This is a genomic window from Nitrospira sp. (assembly GCA_016788885.1).
Taxonomy (GTDB): Bacteria; Nitrospirota; Nitrospiria; order Nitrospirales; family Nitrospiraceae; genus Nitrospira_A.
Genome location: JAEURX010000025.1, coordinates 16,614 through 37,969 on the forward strand (window position 1 = coordinate 16,614; position 21,356 = coordinate 37,969).

Annotated in this window: 22 protein-coding genes; 11 read left to right on the plus strand and 11 right to left on the minus strand. The window is 59.3% G+C overall.

What is annotated here, in order from left to right; all coding sequences use genetic code 11:
• Positions 1 to 37 precede the first annotated feature (37 nt).
• The 5 genes from JNL86_06600 to JNL86_06620 all read right to left on the minus strand — a co-directional run bounded on the left by JNL86_06600 (position 38) and on the right by JNL86_06620 (position 5,836).
• Positions 38 to 817, minus strand: a complete 780-nt coding sequence (locus tag JNL86_06600; GenBank protein MBL8042571.1) for a TIGR00282 family metallophosphoesterase — start codon at positions 815 to 817, stop codon at positions 38 to 40.
• Between the two features lie 10 nt (positions 818 to 827).
• Positions 828 to 2,405: a ribonuclease Y gene (rny, locus tag JNL86_06605; GenBank protein MBL8042572.1), complete on the minus strand. Its 1,578-nt coding sequence runs from the start codon at positions 2,403 to 2,405 to the stop codon at positions 828 to 830.
• Between the two features lie 554 nt (positions 2,406 to 2,959).
• A complete protein-coding gene (locus JNL86_06610; protein MBL8042573.1) occupies positions 2,960 to 3,256 on the minus strand; it encodes a cell division protein ZapA in 297 nt (98 codons plus the stop codon).
• Positions 3,249 to 3,503 (minus strand): cell division protein ZapB, encoded by a 255-nt coding sequence (gene zapB, locus JNL86_06615; protein MBL8042574.1) that lies wholly within the window; start codon positions 3,501 to 3,503, stop codon positions 3,249 to 3,251. Before zapB ends, JNL86_06610 begins: the two co-directional genes overlap by 8 nt.
• Positions 3,504 to 3,598: 95 nt before the next feature.
• The gene (locus tag JNL86_06620; protein MBL8042575.1) at positions 3,599 to 5,836 is read right to left on the minus strand and encodes a transglycosylase SLT domain-containing protein; all 2,238 of its coding nucleotides are present in this window, start codon (positions 5,834 to 5,836) and stop codon (positions 3,599 to 3,601) included.
• A gap of 111 nt (positions 5,837 to 5,947) precedes the next feature.
• Here JNL86_06620 and rlmN point away from each other — a divergent pair, with 111 nt between their 5' ends.
• From rlmN to larE, 4 genes are read left to right on the plus strand one after another with little or no spacing between them, the layout of a single operon-like run.
• Entirely contained in the window at positions 5,948 to 7,036 is a 1,089-nt protein-coding gene (gene rlmN, locus JNL86_06625; protein ID MBL8042576.1) for a 23S rRNA (adenine(2503)-C(2))-methyltransferase RlmN, read from the plus strand.
• 14 nt (positions 7,037 to 7,050) lie between these two features.
• Entirely contained in the window at positions 7,051 to 8,442 is a 1,392-nt protein-coding gene (locus JNL86_06630; GenBank protein MBL8042577.1) for an insulinase family protein, read from the plus strand.
• Positions 8,443 to 8,455: 13 nt separating this feature from the next.
• Positions 8,456 to 9,838 (plus strand): insulinase family protein, encoded by a 1,383-nt coding sequence (locus JNL86_06635; GenBank protein MBL8042578.1) that lies wholly within the window; start codon positions 8,456 to 8,458, stop codon positions 9,836 to 9,838.
• 45 nt (positions 9,839 to 9,883) lie between these two features.
• Positions 9,884 to 10,711 carry an ATP-dependent sacrificial sulfur transferase LarE gene (gene larE, locus JNL86_06640; protein MBL8042579.1) on the plus strand — a complete coding sequence of 276 codons (828 nt, stop codon included), beginning with the start codon at positions 9,884 to 9,886 and terminating at the stop codon, positions 10,709 to 10,711.
• Here the strand turns inward: larE and atpF are convergent.
• The 4 genes from atpF to JNL86_06660 form a co-directional block, all read right to left on the minus strand.
• Positions 10,708 to 11,220 (minus strand): F0F1 ATP synthase subunit B, encoded by a 513-nt coding sequence (gene atpF, locus JNL86_06645; protein MBL8042580.1) that lies wholly within the window; start codon positions 11,218 to 11,220, stop codon positions 10,708 to 10,710. The two genes, larE and atpF, sit on opposite strands and share 4 nt — an antisense overlap.
• Before the next feature lie 74 nt (positions 11,221 to 11,294).
• Positions 11,295 to 11,525, minus strand: a complete 231-nt coding sequence (gene atpE, locus JNL86_06650; protein ID MBL8042581.1) for an ATP synthase F0 subunit C — start codon at positions 11,523 to 11,525, stop codon at positions 11,295 to 11,297.
• 35 nt (positions 11,526 to 11,560) lie between these two features.
• Complete coding sequence (locus JNL86_06655; protein MBL8042582.1) at positions 11,561 to 12,310, minus strand: F0F1 ATP synthase subunit A; 750 nt, start codon at positions 12,308 to 12,310, stop codon at positions 11,561 to 11,563.
• A gap of 30 nt (positions 12,311 to 12,340) precedes the next feature.
• Complete coding sequence (locus JNL86_06660; GenBank protein MBL8042583.1) at positions 12,341 to 12,625, minus strand: AtpZ/AtpI family protein; 285 nt, start codon at positions 12,623 to 12,625, stop codon at positions 12,341 to 12,343.
• Positions 12,626 to 12,733: 108 nt separating this feature from the next.
• Between JNL86_06660 and JNL86_06665 the strand changes: the two genes are divergently transcribed.
• From JNL86_06665 to JNL86_06675, 3 genes are all read left to right on the plus strand, one after another.
• Positions 12,734 to 14,218 carry an anthranilate synthase component I family protein gene (locus JNL86_06665; GenBank protein ID MBL8042584.1) on the plus strand — a complete coding sequence of 495 codons (1,485 nt, stop codon included), beginning with the start codon at positions 12,734 to 12,736 and terminating at the stop codon, positions 14,216 to 14,218.
• A complete protein-coding gene (locus JNL86_06670) occupies positions 14,218 to 15,099 on the plus strand; it encodes an aminotransferase class IV (protein ID MBL8042585.1) in 882 nt (293 codons plus the stop codon). The genes JNL86_06665 and JNL86_06670 overlap by 1 nt, the downstream gene beginning before the upstream one ends.
• A gap of 152 nt (positions 15,100 to 15,251) precedes the next feature.
• Positions 15,252 to 15,917 carry a lytic transglycosylase domain-containing protein gene (locus JNL86_06675; GenBank protein MBL8042586.1) on the plus strand — a complete coding sequence of 222 codons (666 nt, stop codon included), beginning with the start codon at positions 15,252 to 15,254 and terminating at the stop codon, positions 15,915 to 15,917.
• Here JNL86_06675 and nadB read toward each other — a convergent pair.
• The gene (nadB, locus tag JNL86_06680) at positions 15,823 to 17,499 is read right to left on the minus strand and encodes an L-aspartate oxidase (GenBank protein MBL8042587.1); all 1,677 of its coding nucleotides are present in this window, start codon (positions 17,497 to 17,499) and stop codon (positions 15,823 to 15,825) included. The two genes, JNL86_06675 and nadB, sit on opposite strands and share 95 nt — an antisense overlap.
• Before the next feature lie 2 nt (positions 17,500 to 17,501).
• The gene (locus tag JNL86_06685) at positions 17,502 to 18,017 is read right to left on the minus strand and encodes a hypothetical protein (GenBank protein MBL8042588.1); all 516 of its coding nucleotides are present in this window, start codon (positions 18,015 to 18,017) and stop codon (positions 17,502 to 17,504) included.
• 175 nt (positions 18,018 to 18,192) lie between these two features.
• Here JNL86_06685 and JNL86_06690 point away from each other — a divergent pair, with 175 nt between their 5' ends.
• From JNL86_06690 to JNL86_06705, 4 genes are all read left to right on the plus strand, one after another.
• Positions 18,193 to 18,288: an AURKAIP1/COX24 domain-containing protein gene (locus tag JNL86_06690; protein MBL8042589.1), complete on the plus strand. Its 96-nt coding sequence runs from the start codon at positions 18,193 to 18,195 to the stop codon at positions 18,286 to 18,288.
• Positions 18,289 to 18,319: 31 nt separating this feature from the next.
• The gene (locus JNL86_06695; GenBank protein MBL8042590.1) at positions 18,320 to 18,538 is read left to right on the plus strand and encodes a hypothetical protein; all 219 of its coding nucleotides are present in this window, start codon (positions 18,320 to 18,322) and stop codon (positions 18,536 to 18,538) included.
• Positions 18,539 to 18,639: 101 nt separating this feature from the next.
• A complete protein-coding gene (locus tag JNL86_06700; GenBank protein ID MBL8042591.1) occupies positions 18,640 to 20,370 on the plus strand; it encodes an ABC transporter ATP-binding protein in 1,731 nt (576 codons plus the stop codon).
• A gap of 18 nt (positions 20,371 to 20,388) precedes the next feature.
• A complete protein-coding gene (locus JNL86_06705; GenBank protein ID MBL8042592.1) occupies positions 20,389 to 21,261 on the plus strand; it encodes an acid phosphatase in 873 nt (290 codons plus the stop codon).
• The last annotated feature ends 95 nt before the right edge of the window (positions 21,262 to 21,356 follow it).

The following is a 21,356-nucleotide window of genomic DNA, read 5'->3' on the forward strand; positions in this document are numbered from 1 at the left end:
ACGGTGCCGAGCCGATGAGAATCGGCGCGCGAAGAGATCAATCCATCACTCGGATACGTTCAACCGACACGGCCTTCCCCAGCGTCGCGTCGAGGTCGACAAGCAGCGCACAGAAGACCGTCGGGCCTGAAGCCACCTCAAACCGGCGGGGCATGCCGGTCAGAAACTTTTCAATTGCCAGCTCCTTCTTGATCCCAATGACCGAATGGAGCGGCCCTGTCATGCCGATATCCGTGATGTACGCCGTTCCCTTCGGCAGGATCTGCTCGTCCGCCGTTTGCACATGGGTATGGGTCCCCGCGACAACCGTGACCAGCCCGTCCAAATAATGGCCCATAGCCATTTTTTCCGACGTCGCTTCGGCATGCATGTCGACCACAATGGCGGAAACCTGCGTCTTCAGTCGCTCCACTTCGCGCTTCGCAACCTGAAAAGGGCAATCGATGGTGGGCATGAACGCCCGTCCCATCAGATGAAGAATGCCCAACGATTCGCCGCCCGGCGTCGTGAAGACATAACTGCCCCGCCCAGGCACTCCGGCCGGATAGTTGGCCGGACGCAACAGACGAGGCTCCCGGGGGAACACGTCGAGAATCTCCTTCTTGTCCCAGGCATGGTTGCCAGTGGTAATCACAGAGACCCCGAGATCGAACAGATCATCCACGAGATCAGGCGTGATGCCGAACCCACCAGCGACGTTTTCGCCGTTGCCCACCACGACATCGATCGCGTGGTCGGCAATCAGCTTCGGCAGGAGGCGAGCCACGGACCGTCGTCCCGGCTCGCCCATAATGTCTCCGATCATTAATACTTTCATGTCCAGTTACTCATTTCGCAAAATCGACGAACCGACTCTCGCGGATCACGGTCACCTTGATTTGCCCAGGATAGGTCAGCTCCTGCTCAATCTTCTTGGCCAAATCTCGAGACAACTGGAAACACTCCGGATCGGTCAGATCCTCCTGCTTGACGATGACGCGAATCTCACGCCCGGCTTGAATCGCATACGCCTTCTGCACGCCCTTGTGAACGGTCGCCAGCGATTCCAGCTTCTCCAGGCGTTTCACGTATGACTCCAAGGCCTCACGACGAGCACCCGGCCGCGCCGCCGACAGCGCTTCCGCCGCCGCCACAAGCACCGTCTCCGGACAAATCGGTTCCACCTGCTCGTGGTGCGCCGCGATCGCGTTCACGACCTTGGCATGTTCGCCGTATTTTTTCGCGATCTCCGCACCCAGCATGGCATGCGGCCCTTCTTCCTCGTGACTGACCGCTTTGCCGATATCGTGCAGCAAGGCGCCCCGCTTCGCGAGCTTGACGTCCAGTTTCAATTCCGACGCCATGATCCCGCAAATGTAAGCGGCTTCACGAGCATGGTACAGATTGTTCTGTCCATAACTGGTTCGGTACTTGAGCCGCCCCAGCACCTTGACCAGTTCCGGATGAAAATCGGACAGGCCGACCTCGAAGATAACCTTCTCCGCCTCTTCGATCATCAGCTTCTCGATGTCCGTCTTCACCTTCTCAACAATTTCCTCGATGCGGGTGGGATGGATTCGGCCGTCGTGCATGAGCCGCTCCAGCGACACTTTGGCGATCTCACGACGAAGGGGATCAAACCCTGAAATAATGACCGCCTCAGGTGTTTCATCGATAATGAGGTCAATGCCGGTGGCCGCTTCGATCGCTCGGATATTCCGTCCCTCACGACCGATAATTCGACCCTTCATGGCATCATTGGCGATGGGCACGACCGAGATCGTGGCCTCATTCACATAATCACGCGTCACCCGCTGGATCGAGCACGCGATGATCTCCCGCGCCTCCCGTTCGGCATTCTCTTTTGCCTCTTCAAGCAACCGCTTCGCCAGGCCTGCAGCTTCCAACCGCGCCTGACTCTCCATCTCCTGAATCAGTTGCCGCTTGGCTTCGTCGGCCGTCAGACCGGCAACCCGCTCAAGCGCGTCGCGATGCTGCTTGAGCGCCTGCGCACAGGCAGCATCCTTCTGCGTCAGGGTCTCTTCCCGCTTGAGCAGTTCCTGCTCGCGCTTCAGCGCATCCTGCTCGCGCTTCTCGAGCAGACTCAGTTTTCGATCCAGCCCCTCTTCCCGCTGGGCAACCCGCCGTTCCGTGTTGGACACCTCAGCAAGTTTCGCCTTCTGTTCCTTTTCCAATTCGATTCGCGCTTGAAACACGAGGTCCTTGGCCTCTAACTTGGCCTCTTTCAGGAGATTCTCTGCTTCACGCTGAGCAGATTGAATCACCTGCGTCGATTGGTCCTCCGCCTCTGCCCGGCGAGCAAGCGCCGACCGTCGGCGCAACACTTCAAACAAGCCGGCACCGAGCGCCGCCCCTAACAATCCGACAATGATGTACGCAACAACGCTGAGAGAAATGGGAACCACCTCCCTTACAGCAGCGGGACAGCACGCTGTCACCCTGCATTTGATCGCGGTCAGTGTGATGAGGGGAGCGGAGACACGAGAAGGAATGTCGACGAGAGAAGAGAACGGCTTGACGACCTGAGCCGACTTAAACAGACCAGTGGAATCGCGCTGCTAATTCAAGTGGAGGAGTGGTCGGCCTCGACCTGAATCATCATACCGGTCTGCGCGTGCGCGCAGAGACCTGAGCCGTTTGGCATACAGATTCGATTGTACGGCGTCTCGAGCCCGCCATGAGGTGTTGCTGAATTGCCGACCGTCACTCGCCAACACCGAATGATGACGCACCCGACGCACGCACACGCGTGGCTGAGAGACTTGCCCCATCCACACACACAAGACCACAATCACAAACAGAACAAAAACCAGCGATTCCATATGTTTAGTGCTCAGCTACCGTCGTCAGAATTTCCGCTCTTGTCCGAAGCTTCCTTTCCTCTCCTGCACTTGCTGACCCTCAGGTCGAAACAACCAGGAAACGATAACAAAGCACTACTATGAAAGCAAGGCGAAACTCACCGCGACAGGATAGACGGCATCTGCTGATCGATGGACTCCATGAGGGATGCCACGCGGCGATCGGCATCGGCTTCATCCTGTCGAAACCTCCGTTCGGATTCCATCAACTCATGCGCGAGATTGAATGCGGCAAGGACGGCCAGCTTGGCCGGGGTGGCCGACCGCATCCCGGCCGCCACCTGCTTCATCTGTTTGTCGACCATCTCGGCCAATTGCTTCACGTAGGACTCGTCGGCCTCGCCATTGACGCTGTACCGTTGGCCGTAGATCTCCACGTCGATGGTTTTAGTCAAACGCCACCTCCTTGGGTTCATCCAGGCATTCCAACAAATCAATTTCCCCGAGCACCTTTTCGATCCGCGCCCGGATATCCAGACGCTCCTGTTCCCATCGACGATTTTCGTCATCGCGCACAGCAACCCGCTCGCGTGCCAGACGGAGTTCGTCTTCGAGCGAGGTGTTCTTCCGCTTGAGATCCTGCACGAGTTTCACGAGGTCACGAATGCGAAGTTCAAGGGCGTCGAGACGATCTAGAGTCATGATTATGTCCTCATCACAAAGTGGTGGTTCTGCGCTGGCTGAATGGGGGCGAAATATAGAAAGTTCATCTCCCCTTGTCAAGAAAACGGCGCCCGTTACGACGTCCCGTTGTGGAGGCGTCGATATTCTCCGTAACTGCGCAACACTCGCTTCACATAGAGCCGCGTCTCCTGGTAAGGAATCAATTCCACGAACTCATCCTGCTCCCGTCCCCGATGGACGGCAATCCAACTATTCACGGCGATCGGTCCGGCATTGTATGCCGCCACGGCATGGGCGAGGTTCCCACCGTATTGCTCGAGCAACTGCCCCAGGTAGCGGACCCCCAGGCGAATATTCGTCTCCTGATCGAACAATTCTTCCCGACCGACAGTGGGAAAGCCATACCGCTGAGCCACGGCATTGGCCGTCACCGGCATCAACTGCATCAAGCCCACTGCTCCGACCACGGAGACTGCCTTCTCGTCATATTGACTCTCCTCGCGGATAATCGCAGCGGCCAGGTAAGGATCCACTGCCGTGACACCTTGCGCCGCAATGGTCGGCACCAGGCCGGTGGGATAGGCCACGGTCCATAGCGCCGGCGCCGTCGGGAGACCGCTTCGTTCCAATTTGTCTTTGAAGTGCACCTTCGCCACCCGGAGAGCCGGGTGGTAGGCTCCCACCTCACTGAGCATCGTGGAAAAGGCCAACAAGACATCCTGATCCCGACTGTATTGCTCCGTGAGCGCCCCTAATTCGCGTGCCGCATCCTGACCAAAGCCGAGCACCTTCAGTTCGATCCCCCGCTGATAGAACGCATGTTTTTCAATTTCAGGACGCCGATTCTGCGGCAACCGGTCCGACTCATCCCCCGCAGGACGGTCCAGCGTCGAGACCGAGGGCGTGACCGGCGGCAGCGAGACGCGGCGAGAAGCCAGCTGACAGTAGTAACTGTAGGCATGCCGCTGGCACACGCGAGCATACTGTTCCCCAACGGCGGCATGTTTGCTATGCTCATCGGCCCGCGCCGCCCAATACATGGCCTGCGGTTCGAACCCATTGACGTGCAACTCGACCACCGCACGAAACGTCTCGGCTGCCTCCCGGTACCGGGCAGTTCGATATTGCGTCCAACCGGCACGCCAGAGCCCCTCTGCCCGCTGGCTTGGAGACTCGCCCAGTTTCGCCACTTGATGGAACATCGCGATCGCATCATCGAACCGGCCTTGATCCTCCAGCCACACCCCGGCAAACAGGTGCACCATTGCGCGCTGGTCACCGGCCAAGGAGCCCTGAGCCACGGATCGGGCCAACTCAATCAGTTTCTCGCCCTGGCCCTGCCGTAAATAGACCCGGGCCAGCCAAACCGAGGCCTCAGCGGACTCCTGAACCCGGTCCGCGACCAATCCGCGAAAGGCTTCACGGGCCTGGTCATACTGCTTGAGCCGCACATAGGCCACGCCCAGTTTCAGTCGAGCATCGAACCGGCGAGGATGAGCGGGAGCCATCGCCAGAAATCGACGCAACTCCTCGACGGCCTCCGCCTGCATTGAGAGCCCAAGGAACGCCTGCGCGCGGATGGCGTGGTCATCGGCGGTCGGAGCCCAGGACTCACCACCCAACGACGCATCCAAACGCGCCTTCGCCTCTTTGGCCTCAGGGGACTGGGGATAGCGGAGCCAGAGCTGCTTAAGAACAGTGCGGGCTTCCGACGGCCGGTTCTCCTTGACGTGACAGTCTGCCTGATGCCACAGCGCCACCGGAGCGCTCGCGTCTTTATCCGCAAGGGTCACCGCTCGATCCAACCACTCGACCGCACGAGCACACACATTTCCGCTGTACCAGGCCTCGCCCGTGCGATACGCGGCTTTGGCAAGGAGGTTGGAGTCCGGCACGAGCTTGGGAATCATCTCCAACAACTCGGCAGCCTGAATCGGCTCGTTTTGCTTTACCAACGCCTCTGCGATCCACAGCCGGAGGTAGTCGTCGATGATCGGCAGGTCCGCTTGTACGGCACGCAGTAGCTTCGCAGCCTCGACCGGGTCTCGCTCGGTCATCAACACCCCGAGCACGACCCCAGCCCGTTTCGCCCAGATGGTCGAGGGAAACAGATCGATCACCGAACGCAGTTGCTCGACCTTCAGCAGCAGCGCCTGATCGCGCTGAGGAAGGGAACCGGAACGCTCATTGATCGCAACGGCCGAACGAAAGCAGTCTTCAGCGGAGACGCACAGCGGAGGAGACGCAGGGAGCGGACGCGGCGACTCGGCCGTGGCCGTCAGAAACAGGCTCGACAGTAGAAGCCACACGGCGAGGGTTGCCAAACTGGTCCGCCAAGGAAGTGCGGTCACAATCCCGTCCTGAACAGCAGGTGAGCCGGCACCATTATAACGTACTGCCGCACAAACGCGACCAACTTCAGCTTGCTTGTCACAAGTTTTTTCCCTGTGCTAGGCTCCAGCATGATTCAGCACAGCCCCGCACGCCCCAACCTCCTTGCATTGACGCAGTCGGGCATGGCGGCCTATGTCGCCTCGCTCGGCTGGCCGGCCTACCGCGCTTCACAAATTCTTCGCTGGCTCTACCAGGAACGCGTTCGCACCTTCGCCGCGATGAGTAATCTTCCGCAGAAAGATCGTGACTACCTCGCTGCCCACTGCACCATCGAACGGACCTCACACATTCAGATCTTTTCGTCGCAAGACGGCACGAAAAAATTCGTTCTGACGCTGGCCGACGGCAATCAAGTCGAATGTGTCCTCATCCCGGACGAGGAGCGGCTCACCCTCTGCCTCTCCACCCAGGTCGGCTGCACCTTGGATTGCGGATTCTGCCTGACCGGGACGCTGGGGCTCCGACGCAATCTCCGCGCGCATGAGATCGTGGATCAGGTGCTGCTCGCCCAGGACCATTTACAAGCACGTGAGCGGCTAACGAACTTGGTCTTCATGGGCATGGGGGAACCTCTGGCGAATCTTGATGCCGTGGCCGACGCCGTCACATGCCTCACCGATCACACCTGGGGGCTCGGCATCTCCGCCCGACGCATCACGATCTCGACGGCAGGACTCGCCTCACGCATCAAAGACGTGGCGCCACTGAAAGTGAATCTCGCGATCTCGCTCAACGCCACGACCGACGACCTGCGGCAACAGATCATGCCGGCCGCGAACCGGCTCCATTCGATTCAGGCCCTGCTCGCCGCCTGCCGCGCGTACCCGCTCGGGGACCGCGATCGCCTGACCTTCGAATATGTGCTCCTCGCTGAGGTCAATGACCGGGCTGAAGATGCTACCCGCCTCGTCAAACTTCTCCGAGACCTTCGATGTAAGGTCAACCTGATCGCCTTCAACCCCTTCCCCGGCAGCGCGTATCGGCGCCCATCTGATGTCGCCATTGATGCGTTTCAAGCCATCCTCCGCCGGGGCCGTCTCGATGTCTACCTTCGTCGAAGCCGTGGCCGAGACGTCCTGGGCGCCTGTGGCCAACTCGGCCGACTCGAGACCGGCGAGGGAGCGGTTGCCTTGACACAGATTCAAGCCCGTTGTTAGCATGAATCCCGTACATGACTAAACAGAGTTCACTCCCCAATTCGGCGCGCGCTCACTGCTCGGTTCTAGCCTGCTCGCTGCTTGGTCTCCTCCTCTCGCTCGGTCAGCCTTCATCCAGCCATGCCGTCGACCCCAAGGAATACACCCTGTCCAACGACATGAAGGTGATCCTCGTCGAGGTTCCGAAGGCGCCCGTTGCCACGGTGCAGGTCTGGTACAAGGTGGGATCACGGAATGAGGTCATGGGCCGGGCCGGACTCTCGCACATGCTGGAACATATGATGTTCAAAGGCACGGCGAAGTACCCCAAGGGCACATTCTCGCGCCTGGTGCGCAAGAACGGCGGCATGGACAACGCGTTTACCAGTCAGGACTTCACGGCCTATTTCGAAAATCTCGCGGCGGATCGCGTGACCTTGGCCCTCGAACTCGAGGCGGACCGGATGCAGGGACTTATTCTCGACGCCAACGAATTTAAGACCGAGCGGGAAGTGGTCAAGGAAGAGCGTCGTCTCCGGAACGAAGACGATCCTCAAGGCGCACTGGTCGAAGCCCTCTTCGCCCAAGCCTTCATGAGTCATCCCTATCATTGGCCTGTGATCGGATGGTTTTCCGACCTCGATGCCATGAACCTCGATGATCTCCAACGCCACTATGACACCTATTACTCGCCGAACAATGCCACGCTGGTCGTCGTCGGCGATATCAAGGCGGAAGCGTTGCTGCCGGTCATCGCCCGACTCTTCGAGCCAATTCCGAAAGGTCCGTCGCCGAAAACACTGACTGTCACCGAGGGGCCGCAACGGGGGGAGCGCCGCTTCCTCCTGAAGCGCGAGGCCCAGGTCCCCTTTGTCATGATGGGATACCGGGTCCCGAACTACACCAGTGACGACTCCTATGCGCTGAACGTCCTCGAATCGATTTTGTCCCATGGCAAGAGTGCCAGGCTCTATCAGAGCCTCGTCTACGAACAAAAAACGGCCTTGGCCGTGGGAGCCGATTATGGGTTGATGCAGGCCGATCCGGGGCTGTTTTACTTCTATGCCGTCGTAAAACCCGGCGAAAAAGTCGAAGCCGTCGAGGACGCCGTTGCGAAAGAGATCCAGCGCCTCCAAGCAGAGCCCCCGACTGACCTCGAGCTACAGCGGGCGAAAAATCAGATCGAGGCGGCCCACATTTTTGAGCAGGATTCCAACTTCCGGCAGGCCATGTTGTTAGGGGAAGCCGAAACGATCGGTGCCGGTTGGCGAAAAGTCAGTCAGTTTGTCGAACGAACTAGGGCCGTCACTGCCCAAGATGTCCAGCGGGTGGCCTCGCAATATCTGACGGCCGACATGCGCACGACGGGGACCCTGATTCCGCTCCCTCCGCAAACCCAGTCGGCGTTACCGCCACCCTCCCACTAGTGAGCCACTGCAGATGACACGACGACAAGGTCCCGTTTCGCCGAACAGTCAGCACAGGAGCCGGTCCAGCGTCAGGGTCCTGACCGGCCTGTTCTGTTTCGCACTCTGTCTTCCTGCGGCCTGGGTGCAGGCCGCGGACATCACGCCGACGCGTTCTGTCACCGCCAATGGCATGACCGTGTTATTCCTGGAACAGCACTTTCTCCCAACCGTCGAGATACATGCACTGGTCAAAGTCGGATCGGCCCAGGATCCGCCGGACAAAGCCGGCTTGGCGAACCTTACGGCAAGCCTGTTGGATGAAGGCACCCTCACTCGGACCTCCCGGCAAATCGCCGAACAAATCGATTTCGTAGGAGGGTCGCTTGAGGCCCATGCCTCAGAAGACTACACCACCGCTTCGACACGCGTGCTCAAGAAAGATGCGGACCTCGGGTTTACACTCCTAGCCGACATACTCCAACACCCGGCGTTCCACAAACAGGAATTCGAGCGTGTGCGGACACAGATTCTCGGCGAAATCGTCAGTGATGACGACGATCCGGGCAACGTGGCGATGAAAGCATTTCACCAGTTGATTTTCCACGGCCACCCCTACAGCTGGCCGGCGCATGGCACCGAGGACACGCTGAACAAAATCACCGTGGCCGACGTACAGCAATTCCATGCCCGAGAATATGTGCCCAACCAGACCATTCTTGTCGTGGTCGGAGACTTGACCCAAGAGCAGGCATCGGCACTCGTGCAGACGCATTTCGGTTCATGGAAGAAAGGGACGCCCTCGCTCGCCCAACTCAAGAAGCCGTCCCCACTCGACCGCAAGATGGTCCAGTTGATTGAGAAAGATCTGACACAATCCACAATCGTGCTCGGTCATACCGGCGTCAGTCGCATCAACCCGGACTACTATGCGATCACGGTCATGAACTATATTCTGGGCGCCGGCGGATTCTCCTCGCGCCTGATGGATTCTATTCGCGACAAACAAGGCCTGGCTTACGGCATCATGAGCCAGTTCGATTCGCGAGTCATGCCCGGCGCGTTCTTCATCAGCCTGCAGACCCGGACTGACGTCACGAATCAGGCCATTACGAGTGTGCTGGCGGAGATCAAGACGATCCGCGAAACCCCGGTCACGGATCAGGAGCTCGGCGAAGCGAAATCCTTCATCGTCGGCAGCTTTCCGCTGCGCATCGATTCGAGCGCCAAGTTGGCCAACGTCCTCGCCCAGGTGGAGCTGTACAACCTTGGCTTGGACTACTTTACGAGTTATCCTAAAGCTATCGAAAAGGTCACCAAGGACGATGTCCTCCGTGTGGCCAAACAATACCTCGACCCGCAACACTACGCCCTGGTCGTCGTCGGGTCGATTGCGAAGGCCAAGGTCAAACAGTAAGCGGCAGCCTTCGACTCGCACACAATCGTCTCCCTCTGGATCTCCATGGTTTCCACAAGTCCAACGACCGATAAGGTCTTGCGAGCACGGCAAATTCTCCACGAGATGGGCTCAGTGATCGTTGCCTTCTCCGGTGGCATCGACAGTTCGCTCGTCCTGAAACTGGCCCATGAAGAACTGGGCTCGCAGGCCCTCGGCGTGACCGCCGTCTCGCCCACACTTCCCGCATCGGAACTCGCGTTGACGCGGCAACTCGCGACGGAAATCGGCGCACGCCACCGGGTGGTGGAAACCGACCAACTGGAGATCCCCGACTTCGTCCGCAATGATGCCACCCGTTGCTACCACTGCAAGACGGACCTGTATACGCTCCTTGGTTCACTGCAACGCGAGTACGGGTCGACCTGTATTGTGGATGGCACCAACGTCGACGATTTGGGAGATGATCGCCCCGGGCTGAAAGCTGCCCGTGAGCACGGAGTCCGCAGCCCGTTGCTGGAGGCCGGCCTCTCAAAGGCCGACATCCGGGAGGCGGCACGATCACTGGGACTGTCGAATTGGGACAAACCCGCCGCTGCCTGCCTCTCCTCACGCGTGCCACGCGGCATTACCATCACACGCTCGACACTCTCGCGTGTCGAGCGCGCAGAAGCCGCCTTGATGCAAGAAGGCTTTCGCCATTGTCGCGTGCGTGATTACGATGAAGTGGCGCGGATCGAGCTCGCTGTGGACGAGTTGCCGAGAATCCTCGAGAGCGGTCGGCGGGAACGGTTGGTGGCAATTCTGAAAGAGGCAGGGTATCGCTTCGTCACCCTGGATCTGGAAGGGTACCGCCAGGGGGGCGTGAGTCTCCCCCCCGGCACTCTCGGCTAGTTTCGGTTTTGATAGGCCTTCGCGAGGGCATCCAGCGCTTCGTCGGCAAGACGGCGATGGTCGCCTTCGGTCAGTGCACGCCCGACTACCTTCTCAGCCACCATCATCGCCAAGTCAGTCGTCTGAGAGCGTATGTCTTGGACGGCTTTGCGACGTTCGGCCTCGATCTCTCGAGTCGCGTCCCCCTTGATCCGCTCGGCATCCGCCGTCATGCGCTGCTCATTTTCTTCCATCAAGCGCTGGGCGCGCTCTTTTGCCTGAGCCAGCAAGGCTTCTGCTTCTTTGGCAGAGGCGGCCAACTTGGCTTCGTATTCCTTGAGCTTGCGCTCGGCCTCTGAACGATGCCGTTCGGCCTGATCGAGACTGTCCTTGATCTTTTTCTCCCGCTCTTCGAGCATCCCCAACAAGCTAGGGAACGCATACTTATAGAGCAGGAAAAACAGGATCCCGAAGGAGAGAATCTCCCAGAAGATCAACGACGAGAAGAAGTGTGATTCAAATTGAGGCATAGTCTGTTACCCAAATGAGTTGAGGGTTCTGATCCGGGCATGGACCCCAGCATCAGGGCTCGACCGACAACGCGCTACTTGCGCAAGCCCATGATGATGAACGCAATGACCAGCCCGTACAGTGCGATGGCTTCGACGAGCGCGAACCCAATCCACATGTACTTGCCGACGCGGCCTTCCGCTTCCGGCTGCCGGGCCACGGCCTCGATCATTTTTCCGAAGATGTACCCGATCCCCACGCCGGCTCCGGCAAACCCTGCCGCCGCCAATCCCATACCGACCAACGCTGCTGCTGCTGCATCCATTGTTTAACCTCTCCTCCCTTTATAGACAACTCAACCTAATGTGCGTGCTCGCTATGACCGTGCAACGTCACGGCATCGCCTAAATAGACACAGCTCAGCACGGTAAAGATATAGGCTTGAATAAACGCAATGCCGACTTCCAACCCGTTCATGGCGATCGTAAAGGCAAACGGCAACCAGCCGATCAGCAACCCGCCGCTGATGGCCAACCCGAACAAGACGCCCAAGATGACGTGACCGGCGGTCATGTTCGCAAACAACCGCACCGCCAACGAGATCGGCCGAGCCAGCTGACTGATCAATTCAATCGGAATCATCAGGGGCAGGAGCCAACCCGGCGTGCCCGGCGGAACAAGGATGCCCAGGAATTTGGCGCCGTGAAGCGAAAATCCCAGCACCAAACTGAGTCCATAGACTCCGACCGCAAAGACCGCGGTCACGATAATCTGACTGGTCACGGTATAGGATCCGGGAATCAGTCCCAGCAGGTTGGCAAATAGAATAAAGAGGAACAATGTGGCGATGAGCGGAAAAAACTTCATGCCCGGCTCGCCCATGGTGTCCAGAATGATCCCCCGAATGAACTCCACGATCAGTTCAGCCAGATTCTGCAACTTCCCTGGAACCAGCTTGCGTGAGGCTGCGGCGGAAATCATCAGAAATGAAACCAACCCCACCACCACCCACATCAAAATGACGGCTTTATTGATGGAGATATCGACCCCGGCCGGCACGAGGGGAATCAGATCGTGCAATTCAAACGCATGTAACGGACTTTCTTCCACGATGATCCTTTGTCAGTCAGACGATTCAGGTTAACTCTGCCATCGTTGCGCGGCTCGATAGGCGCTTCGCACACCGGCTGCAGCGCCCAACCCCAAGCCGATCACCAGTCCCCATGGATTGGAATCCAGCAGATAGGTGTCGACCACCCAACCCAAGCCCCCGCCGACAATCAACGCAGCGAGCAGTTCCGTCCCGATCCGGACAGCTTGCCCGAGCCCCGCATATAACGGATCCTGAGAGGGGGGCATCACGCGCTCACGTACGGCACTCTTCGGCACAGTCGGATAGAGTGCGCCCATCGGCGGGCGCGCCATTCAAGCAAATTCGCTGGGGACTTGTCAAGAAGTTGGCCCGCTATGACCGAGCGGGATGATGCGGTATAGTCTTTTCCTTGGGGTGGACAACTCCAGGCGCCGACGTTCATGACTGATTCCTCACAACAGGCATTTCTTGACGGGCCGCCACAACCGTTGGTTGTGGTTCGTCCGCAGCCCGACGCCGACCCGTTTGAGCTGTATCGTCGCCTCGCGTCCACCAGTCGGCCGTCATTTCTCCTCGAAAGCGCGAACGGCAGTCGGAGCACCGCACGGTATTCCTTCTTCGGCAGCGAGCCCTACCTCACGTTGAGCGGTCGTGGGCAGGAGCACCATGTGGAAGAGGCAGGTCGGGCGACTGTGGCCGCTGGCTCCGCGTTCGAGGCCCTTGGCCGGATCCTCGGCGGTTCGGTGATCTCGCCGATCGAGGGCATCCCGCCGTTTTTTGGCGGCGCGGTCGGGTATCTCAGCTACGATCTGGTCCGTTCCTTCGAATCACTTCCCAGCTTGGCGACGGACGACGTCGGTCTCCCCGACATGCATCTGGCCTGTTTCGACCTGGTCGCGGCGGTCGACCACCTCACAAACCAACTGTACCTGATGTACTGCCCTCCCCTCTCACGCTTTGCGGCAGAACCTCGAGAAAAACTGTACCGCGAGGGCCGTGACCGACTAGCGGAGTTGGAGGCTCGCCTAACGAGTCCACGCCCCCCCGCTACCTTCCACGCCTGGCCTCGAACGGCAACGTTGGCTCCCAATCAATCGCGTGAGGCCTATACCGCGCGCGTCCGACGATGCCAAGACTACATCGGCGCCGGGGACATCTATCAGGCCAATCTTTCTCATCGTTTCACCCTCAACCTCGACGCCGCGGCACCACGGCCGGAGATCACCGCATACGCCACGGCGCTCTATGGCCGCCTGCGCGACGTCAACCCCTCGCCCTTCGCGGGGCTGCTCCATTTGCCCGACCTCAGCCTCGTCAGCAACTCCCCCGAGCGGCTCGTCCGTCTCTCCGGATCAGAAGCCAGCACGCGGCCCATCGCTGGAACCAGGCCGCGTGGAGCCGGCGCGCAGGAAGATCAGCACCTGCACGCTGAATTACTCGCCAGTCCCAAGGAACGCGCCGAACATGTCATGCTGGTCGATCTCGAGCGCAATGACTTGGGCAAGGTCTGCCGCTACGGCACCGTGCAGGTTAATGAGTTCATGACCGTCGAACAGTATTCACACGTTCGCCATCTGGTCTCCGACGTCACAGGAATTCTCAAGGCGGGCACTTCACCCCTTGACCTCGTCCGGGCCGTGTTTCCCGGCGGCACCATCACTGGCGTTCCCAAGCTGCGCTGCATGGAAGTCATCGAAGAGTTGGAACCGGTGCGGCGCGGAATCTACACGGGAGCCCTCGGATACTTTTGCTGGAGCGGCGACCTCGACCTGAATATTCTGATTCGAACCCTGCTCCTGACAAAGACGCACGGCTATCTGCAAGTCGGCGCCGGCATCGTAGCCGACTCGGATCCCGATCGCGAATATGAGGAAACGCTCGCCAAAGCGGGCGCATTTTTTAACATCCTGGAGGCTGGCCGCTGATGTGGGTGTTCCTGAACGACCGATTCGTGCGCAAAGAAGAGGCCGTCGTCTCCGTGTTTGACCATGGATTCCTCTATGGAGACGGCGTCTACGAAACCCTACGCTCCTATGGCACACGGATTTTCATGCGCGACCAGCATCTCGCTCGGCTGCGTCGCTCGGCCGAGTCCATCGGCCTCACGATTCCCATTCCCGACGTGGAGTGGCCGAAGTTGCTCCATGAGGCCATGCGACGGAATGAGGTCGGGACCGATCATGCCGACGCCTATCTCCGCATTACCGTCTCTCGGGGGGAAGGAGAGATCGGCCTCGATCCGGCACTCTGTCCCCGTCCCACTGTGGTCATCATGACGAAGGCGCTTCATCCACCCTCAGCACAGCTCTTGCGGGACGGCGTCTCACTCACCGTCGCCCAGACCAGACGGAATCTCCCCGCCGCGTTGTCCCCGCAGATTAAATCCACCAATTTCCTGAACAACATTTTGGCGAAACGCGAAGCCATCGCAGCCGGAACCTTCGACAGCCTCTTCCTGAACTGGAGGGATGAACTAACCGAATGCACGATCAGCAATCTCTTTTTCATTTCCGACGGCACCGTCCACACCCCGGCGCTGGATTGCGGCATTTTGGACGGCATCACGCGAAGCATCATCATGACTCTCGCTGCGGAGGAAGACCTGCCGGTTCGTGAGGGCTACTACCACCTCACCGACCTTCGTAAGGCGGAAGAATGTTTTCTGACGAACACCAGCATGGAGGTCATGCCGGTATCACGTGTCGAGACCTACACCATCGGGGATGGTCGCCCCGGCCCCCTCACTCGCCGGCTGCAGGCGCGTTTCGCCGCCAGCCGAACCAGATTTCTCGAAGCAGTCCCCTAGCGCACCACATCGGCCAATCGTATTGATATCAATGCCTTACAGAGAAACCTCGGCGACAGGACGGAGTAAGGGTTTTTGACAGGTTGGGGGTCGACTGCTACGGTTGAACCATCGGCAAAGCACACCATACAGGCACAGGCGCCTCAACCCCGATGGCCCGATTCAACCGCATCACGCCCTTGCTTCTGCTGTCCGCAACGCTCGTGCTGACAGACTCACCCGTCCAGGCCGAGGTCTACCAATACATCGATGCCAACGGCACCATCTCGCTGACCAATGTGCCCAACGACCCACGATACAAACGCGTCACGTCGGAACTCCCTCGCTCCCGCAGTGTCATTTCCGATCGTGAGCTCGAGCCGGTGATTGCTCGACATTCTCGCGCCCATCGCCTGCATCCGGCCCTGATTCGCGCGGTGATCAAAACGGAGTCCGACTTCGATCCACTGGCGGTCTCACATGCCGGTGCCGTCGGCCTGATGCAACTGATGCCCCAGACTGCGAGACGTCTCGATGTGCGGGATTCCTATAATCCGGATGACAATATCGGCGGGGGAACCAAATATTTACGGCAGCTGCTGGATCGCTTTAACGGAAATCTTCCACTGGCCTTAGCAGCCTACAATGCGGGAGAGCAGGCGGTGGAACGGTACCAGGGGCTCCCCCCCATCCCTGAAACGCGGCAATACGTCATCAAAGTGCTGCGCTATTATCGCACCTTCCTCACGAACGACCGGCGTTCTTCTTCCCGGCCTTACCGTGCACCGGCTCCTGGGTCGCCAGGACGAGGTCTTGCGCATTCGATGGCATCCCGCTAATCGGACCCTGAGCCAACAATAGCTGACTGTGCTGCCGCCATCCCGGTCGATTGGCTTCAGGAAAATCCGATCGGTAGTGGGCCCCGACACTGCTTTCCCGCCAGAGCGCCGCATCGGCAATACAGCGCGCCACCTGCACCATATTCTTCACTTCAAGGGCTGCCCGCGAGGAAAATGGTTTGGTCAGCAGGCGCATCCAGCGTACCAGTTGTGCAGAGGCGCTGATCAACGAATCACCCGAGCGTACTAAGCCAACCTTCCCCCACATCAGACGACGTAACGAACTGCGGAGTTTTTCCGGGTCATCGAGATCGGTCGGTCTCCCCTGCTCCAGGTCTTCAATCGAAGGCACCGACACCGACTCTGAGAAATGCCCTGCATGAGCCACCGCAGATTGCGCGGCGCGCATGCCGAACACCAACCCTTCGAGGAGCGAGTTGCTGGCCAATCGATTCGCCCCATGTACCCCGCTGCACGCAACTTCTCCCGCCGCATACAGGCCGGGCAACGTCGTTGCGCCATGCACATCCGTCCATACCCCGCCCATCATGTAATGGGCACTGGGCGAGACAGGGATCCATTCTTCCGTCATGTCGATGTCGTACCGCAGACAGGTCGCATAGATGGTGGGGAACCGCCGTTTGACGAAGGCCGCGCCCAAATGCGTCACATCCAGATAGACGTGCCGCGCACGCGTCGCCGCCATTTCCGACCAGATCGCCCGTGAAACCACATCACGCGGGGCCAGTGCGCCGTCCGGATGGTACCGATGCATGAATAACTCACCCTTGATGTTCCGGAGCTGCCCCCCCTCTCCGCGAATGGCCTCCGAGAGGAGAAAAGGAGGACTCGACGGCAGGTATAACGAGGTGGGATGGAATTGCACAAACTCCATGTCCATCAACAATGCCCCGGCCCGTAACGCCATCGCCATGCCGTCTCCGGTCGCATTGCCGGGATTGGTGGTGCGGGCATAGACCTGCCCTGCGCCGCCTGTCGACAAGACCACCGCGCTGGCCGGAAGGATTGTGCGCTCGCCCGACATCTCGTTGAGGACGATCGCACCGCAACAACGCCCGTCGACCACGACCAGATCGACCGTGAATCGCCGATCCAACCGCTGAATACGCCGTTGCCTGGCCGCATACGTCATCAGCGCGCGAACCATCTCATTGCCGGTGGCGTCCCCGCGCGCCCGGAGAATCCGGCTCCGGCTATGGGCGGCTTCACGCGTGTACGCAAACCGTTTGCCGATCTTGTCGAACTTCGCGCCCCACGCAATCAGCTCCTCGATCCGGTCCGGCCCCTCTTCGACCAACACCCGCACAGCTTCACGACGGCACAGGCCATGACCGGCCTTGAGCGTGTCCGCGAGATGACTGCCGACGTCATCCTCTTCGCTGAGCGCCACCGCGACACCACCCTGGGCATACATGGAATTGCTTTCCAGCGGATGGCCTTTGGTCAACATCAGCACACGCCCCGCTCGGCTGAGCTCGATCGCCGCGCGAAGACCCGCGACGCCGCTGCCGACCACGAGAAAGTCTGTTTCAATCTTGGGGGAAGAACTGCGGGCTGACATGGCTAGGGTTTGGGTGCGCTACGCGCGGGATCTTCGCTCAGGTTCACTCGCGAGCCCATGCCGAACGGCAGGTCGCCCTGCGCCTCTCGGAGCAAAATGGACTGCGTCCCCACCCAAGCAAGACGCCCATGACCACGCTGACGCGTGCCCACCTCGCCGGGGGTCCGTTTCCACTGGCCTTGCCAATGGACAAAGACATCGATGTTGTCGCCCTCGATCAGAATGCGCTCGATGGAAAACTCCAACTGGATGGACTGAAAGGTGTCGAAGTCGCTCTGGATCTCCCGTTGGACCTGATCCAGATTGCCGGATGGCAGCAACAATCCTTCCAACGCATTCCGGTCCCGTTCGACGTAGGATTTTCGGAGCAACTCCACCGCCTGATCGATTCGAAGAATGCGGTCGTGGTCGTCCTTGTACTGAATGGTTTTTCCGGAGCACCCGATACTGAGTACCAGTAAAAGGCCTAACAGGAACCGACCGAGACGGCGGCCGAAGAGTGTGCCAGAGTGGATCATGGCGCAGTATAGGAACCTTGGCAGAACGAGGTCAAGCAAACAGCCAGGGCCGCGCGCATGGGCGTGCCCCGCAGCCCGTGTGGCAATCCTGCGGGAAATGGAGAGCAGAATCTTGGCTTGCATTTTGAGCTGAAACCCACTAGACTCCCGCGCCTAGCAGTTGGAGATTGAATGTATGGCGAGTGTCCTCAAGAAACGCCGGAAGAAGATGCGCAAGCACAAGTATAAGAAATTGCGCCGGCGTCAGAAATTCTTGCGTCGCAAGAGCTGAGTTCATCACGACATAATGGACGGAGGGATCCGTGCCCGAAGGAAAAAAAGTTCGCATCCGCGTTCGAACGGTGAACTGTACCTACGTCGGGGATTTCCTGATCCCGCCCATGCGTAATCGTGTGTCCGATGCGATCAACGAGGAACAGCGGCTGTTCATCAGCCTGACTGACGTCTTGATCAATGACAAGGATCGGTCGGACTTTGTGGCGATCAATAAGAACCTGATCGAGTCCATCGCTCAGCTCTAGTGCGCCCTCACCCCATTACGAAGGTCGTGTCGTAGTCCTTTCACCGCATCCACGGTACAGGGCTCCGTGCCTGCCCCCCTGAATTCATTGTCGTAACACCGATGTTCTCGTTCAAACGATTCTTCCCCTTTCTCAAGCCCTACGTCCCCCGGATGATCGCCGCCGCCATCATGGTCATGGCGGTCGCCGCGGTGAACTTGGCGTTGCTCCGGCTGGGCGGCACCCTCTGGGATGTCATCACCGTGCAGCACGATGCCGACCGCATGGCACAGATGATCCTGCTGCTCCTCGGTCTGGTCCTGCTGCAAGGGCTCTGCTCCATGGGCCACAGTTACCTGACTGCCTGGGTGTCACAGCGAGTCATGGCGGATTTCCGGACCCACCTCTTCGCCCACCTGCAAACTCTGTCCGTCAATTTCTTCTCCAAGCGCCGGACAGGCGAATTGATGTCGCGGTTGATGAACGACGTGACCGTGATTCAGAACGTCGTCACCGACACTCCCATCGACGCAGCCAAGCAGGTCGTCACCTTCATCGGCGGCGCGGGCTTCCTGTTTGCGATGAACTGGCAGCTCTGCCTGCTCATTCTGGTTCTGCTGCCCTTGCTGGTTGTCGTGGCCAAACTGTTCGGCAGACGCTTACGTGCACTCTCGACCACCATTCAAGACCAAACCGCCTCCGTCAGCACGCTGGTAGAGGAAGTGATTGCCGGCATCCGGGTCGTGAAATCCTTCGTGCAGACCAAGCGGGAAGAGCAGCGATTCGTGTCGCAAGTGCAGACCGCCATGGAACTGTCCTTGCGCCGCGCCACCATCATGGCCTGGTTCGTCCCGACCATTACCTTCGTCACCTTCGCCGCTGCCGCCATGGTGCTGTGGTATGGAGGCAGGCAGGTCATCGACGGAACCGTGTCTCCCGGCGACCTGTTCGCTTTCGTATTGTTTGCCGGCATTCTGATCGGACCATTCGGATCCGCCGCCCGCGTCTTTGCACAGATCAAGGAAGCCCAGGGCGCCATGCAACGTGTCTTCGAAATTCTTGACACCCACGCCGAAATCGCTGACGCGCCCAACGCGATCGAACTCCCGCCCATCAAAGGACATGTGCGCGCCGAACATATCGGCTTTGCCTATGACCCCCGGCAACCCGTGTTGTCCGATGTCTCCTTTGAGGCCAAGCCTGGCGAACTCATTGCGATTGTCGGACCAACCGGTTCAGGGAAAACGACGATCATGAACCTCTTGCATCGCTTCTACGATCCCACGTCGGGTCGACTGACGGTGGACGGTCATGATGTCAAAGATGTTCGGCTCGACAGCCTTTACCGGCAAATCGCGCTGGTTCCCCAGGATACGATTCTGTTCGGCGGGCCGATCCGTGACAACATCCGCTATGGGCGCGAGGATGCAACCGAAGAAGAAATCATCGCCGCCAGCAAAGCCGCGCATGCGCACGAATTTATCGCGGGATTCCCCGACGGCTACCAGACCATCGTCGGAGAAAAAGGCATCAATCTCTCCGGTGGCCAACGGCAACGTGTCGCGATCGCGCGCGCGATTCTGAAAAACCCGCGCATCCTCCTGCTCGACGAAGCCACGTCCGCGCTGGATACCGAATCGGAGCGACTGGTGCAAGAAGCTCTGGAAGAGCTCATGGTGAACCGCACCACCTTCGTCGTCGCCCATCGGCTGAGTACCATTCAACGTGCCGACCGTATCCTGGTGCTGAACAAAGGGAAGATCGTCGAATCAGGCACCCATGCAGCGTTGCTGGAACAACGAGGCCTCTACCACTATCTCTACACATTACGGCTCAGCGAACTCCCGATGTAACCAAGAACGAGGTCCCTGATGAGCAGGCAGGTCGTCGTCAGTGTCACTGCAACGCTTCTTCTCCTGTGGACCGACCTGCTCTCCGCTCTGCCCCCGCTGCCCAAACCCGATCACATTGTACTCGTGATCGAGGAAAATCATGCCTTTTCCCAGATTGTTGACTCACCGGCCGCCCCCTATTTCAATGCATTGGCAGCGAAAGGGGCGCTGTTGACCAACTCCTACGGCGTGACCCATCCCAGCCAACCGAACTATATCGCGCTCTTCGCGGGCACCATCGACGGGGTCAGCAAAAACACCTGTCCGACCTCGCTGACGGTTCCCAATCTGTCCAGTACACTGACCCAAGCCGGACAGACGTTCATCGGCTATGCAGAAGACCTGCCCGCCGTCGGATCCATCGAGTGTGTCGCGGGCGCCTATGTGCGCAAGCATAATCCCTGGGTCAACTGGCAATCGTCTCCCATCAACACGGTCCCCGCCGCCAACAACCGTCCGCTGACCGATTTCCCGACAGACTTCAGTACGCTACCGACCGTCAGCATCGTCGTCCCCAATCAACAGAACGATATGCACGACGGCAAAGACCCCGACCGCATTCAACGCGCAGACCAGTGGCTCCAGACTCATCTCGATCGGTACGTGGAATGGGCACAGACGCACAATAGTCTGTTGATCATCACCTGGGATGAGGATAACGGGAAATCAGACAACCACATTCCGACGATTCTGGTAGGACCGATGGTACGACCGGGCCGCTACGGAGAGCCCACGGACCATTACGGTGTGTTGAGAACCATCACGGAGATGTACGGAGCGAACCCGGTGGGATTGAGCCGCCAAGCGGCGCCCCTCACCACGATTTGGGCCACGCCGGAGTTCACACCTTAGCCCGCATTATTCATGAACGCTTCTGCTGCACTCGCCAATCCGCTGTCCCGGCAGACCGGCGGGCTCGCCCCTCGGTCTCACGACGCGGCGTGGTG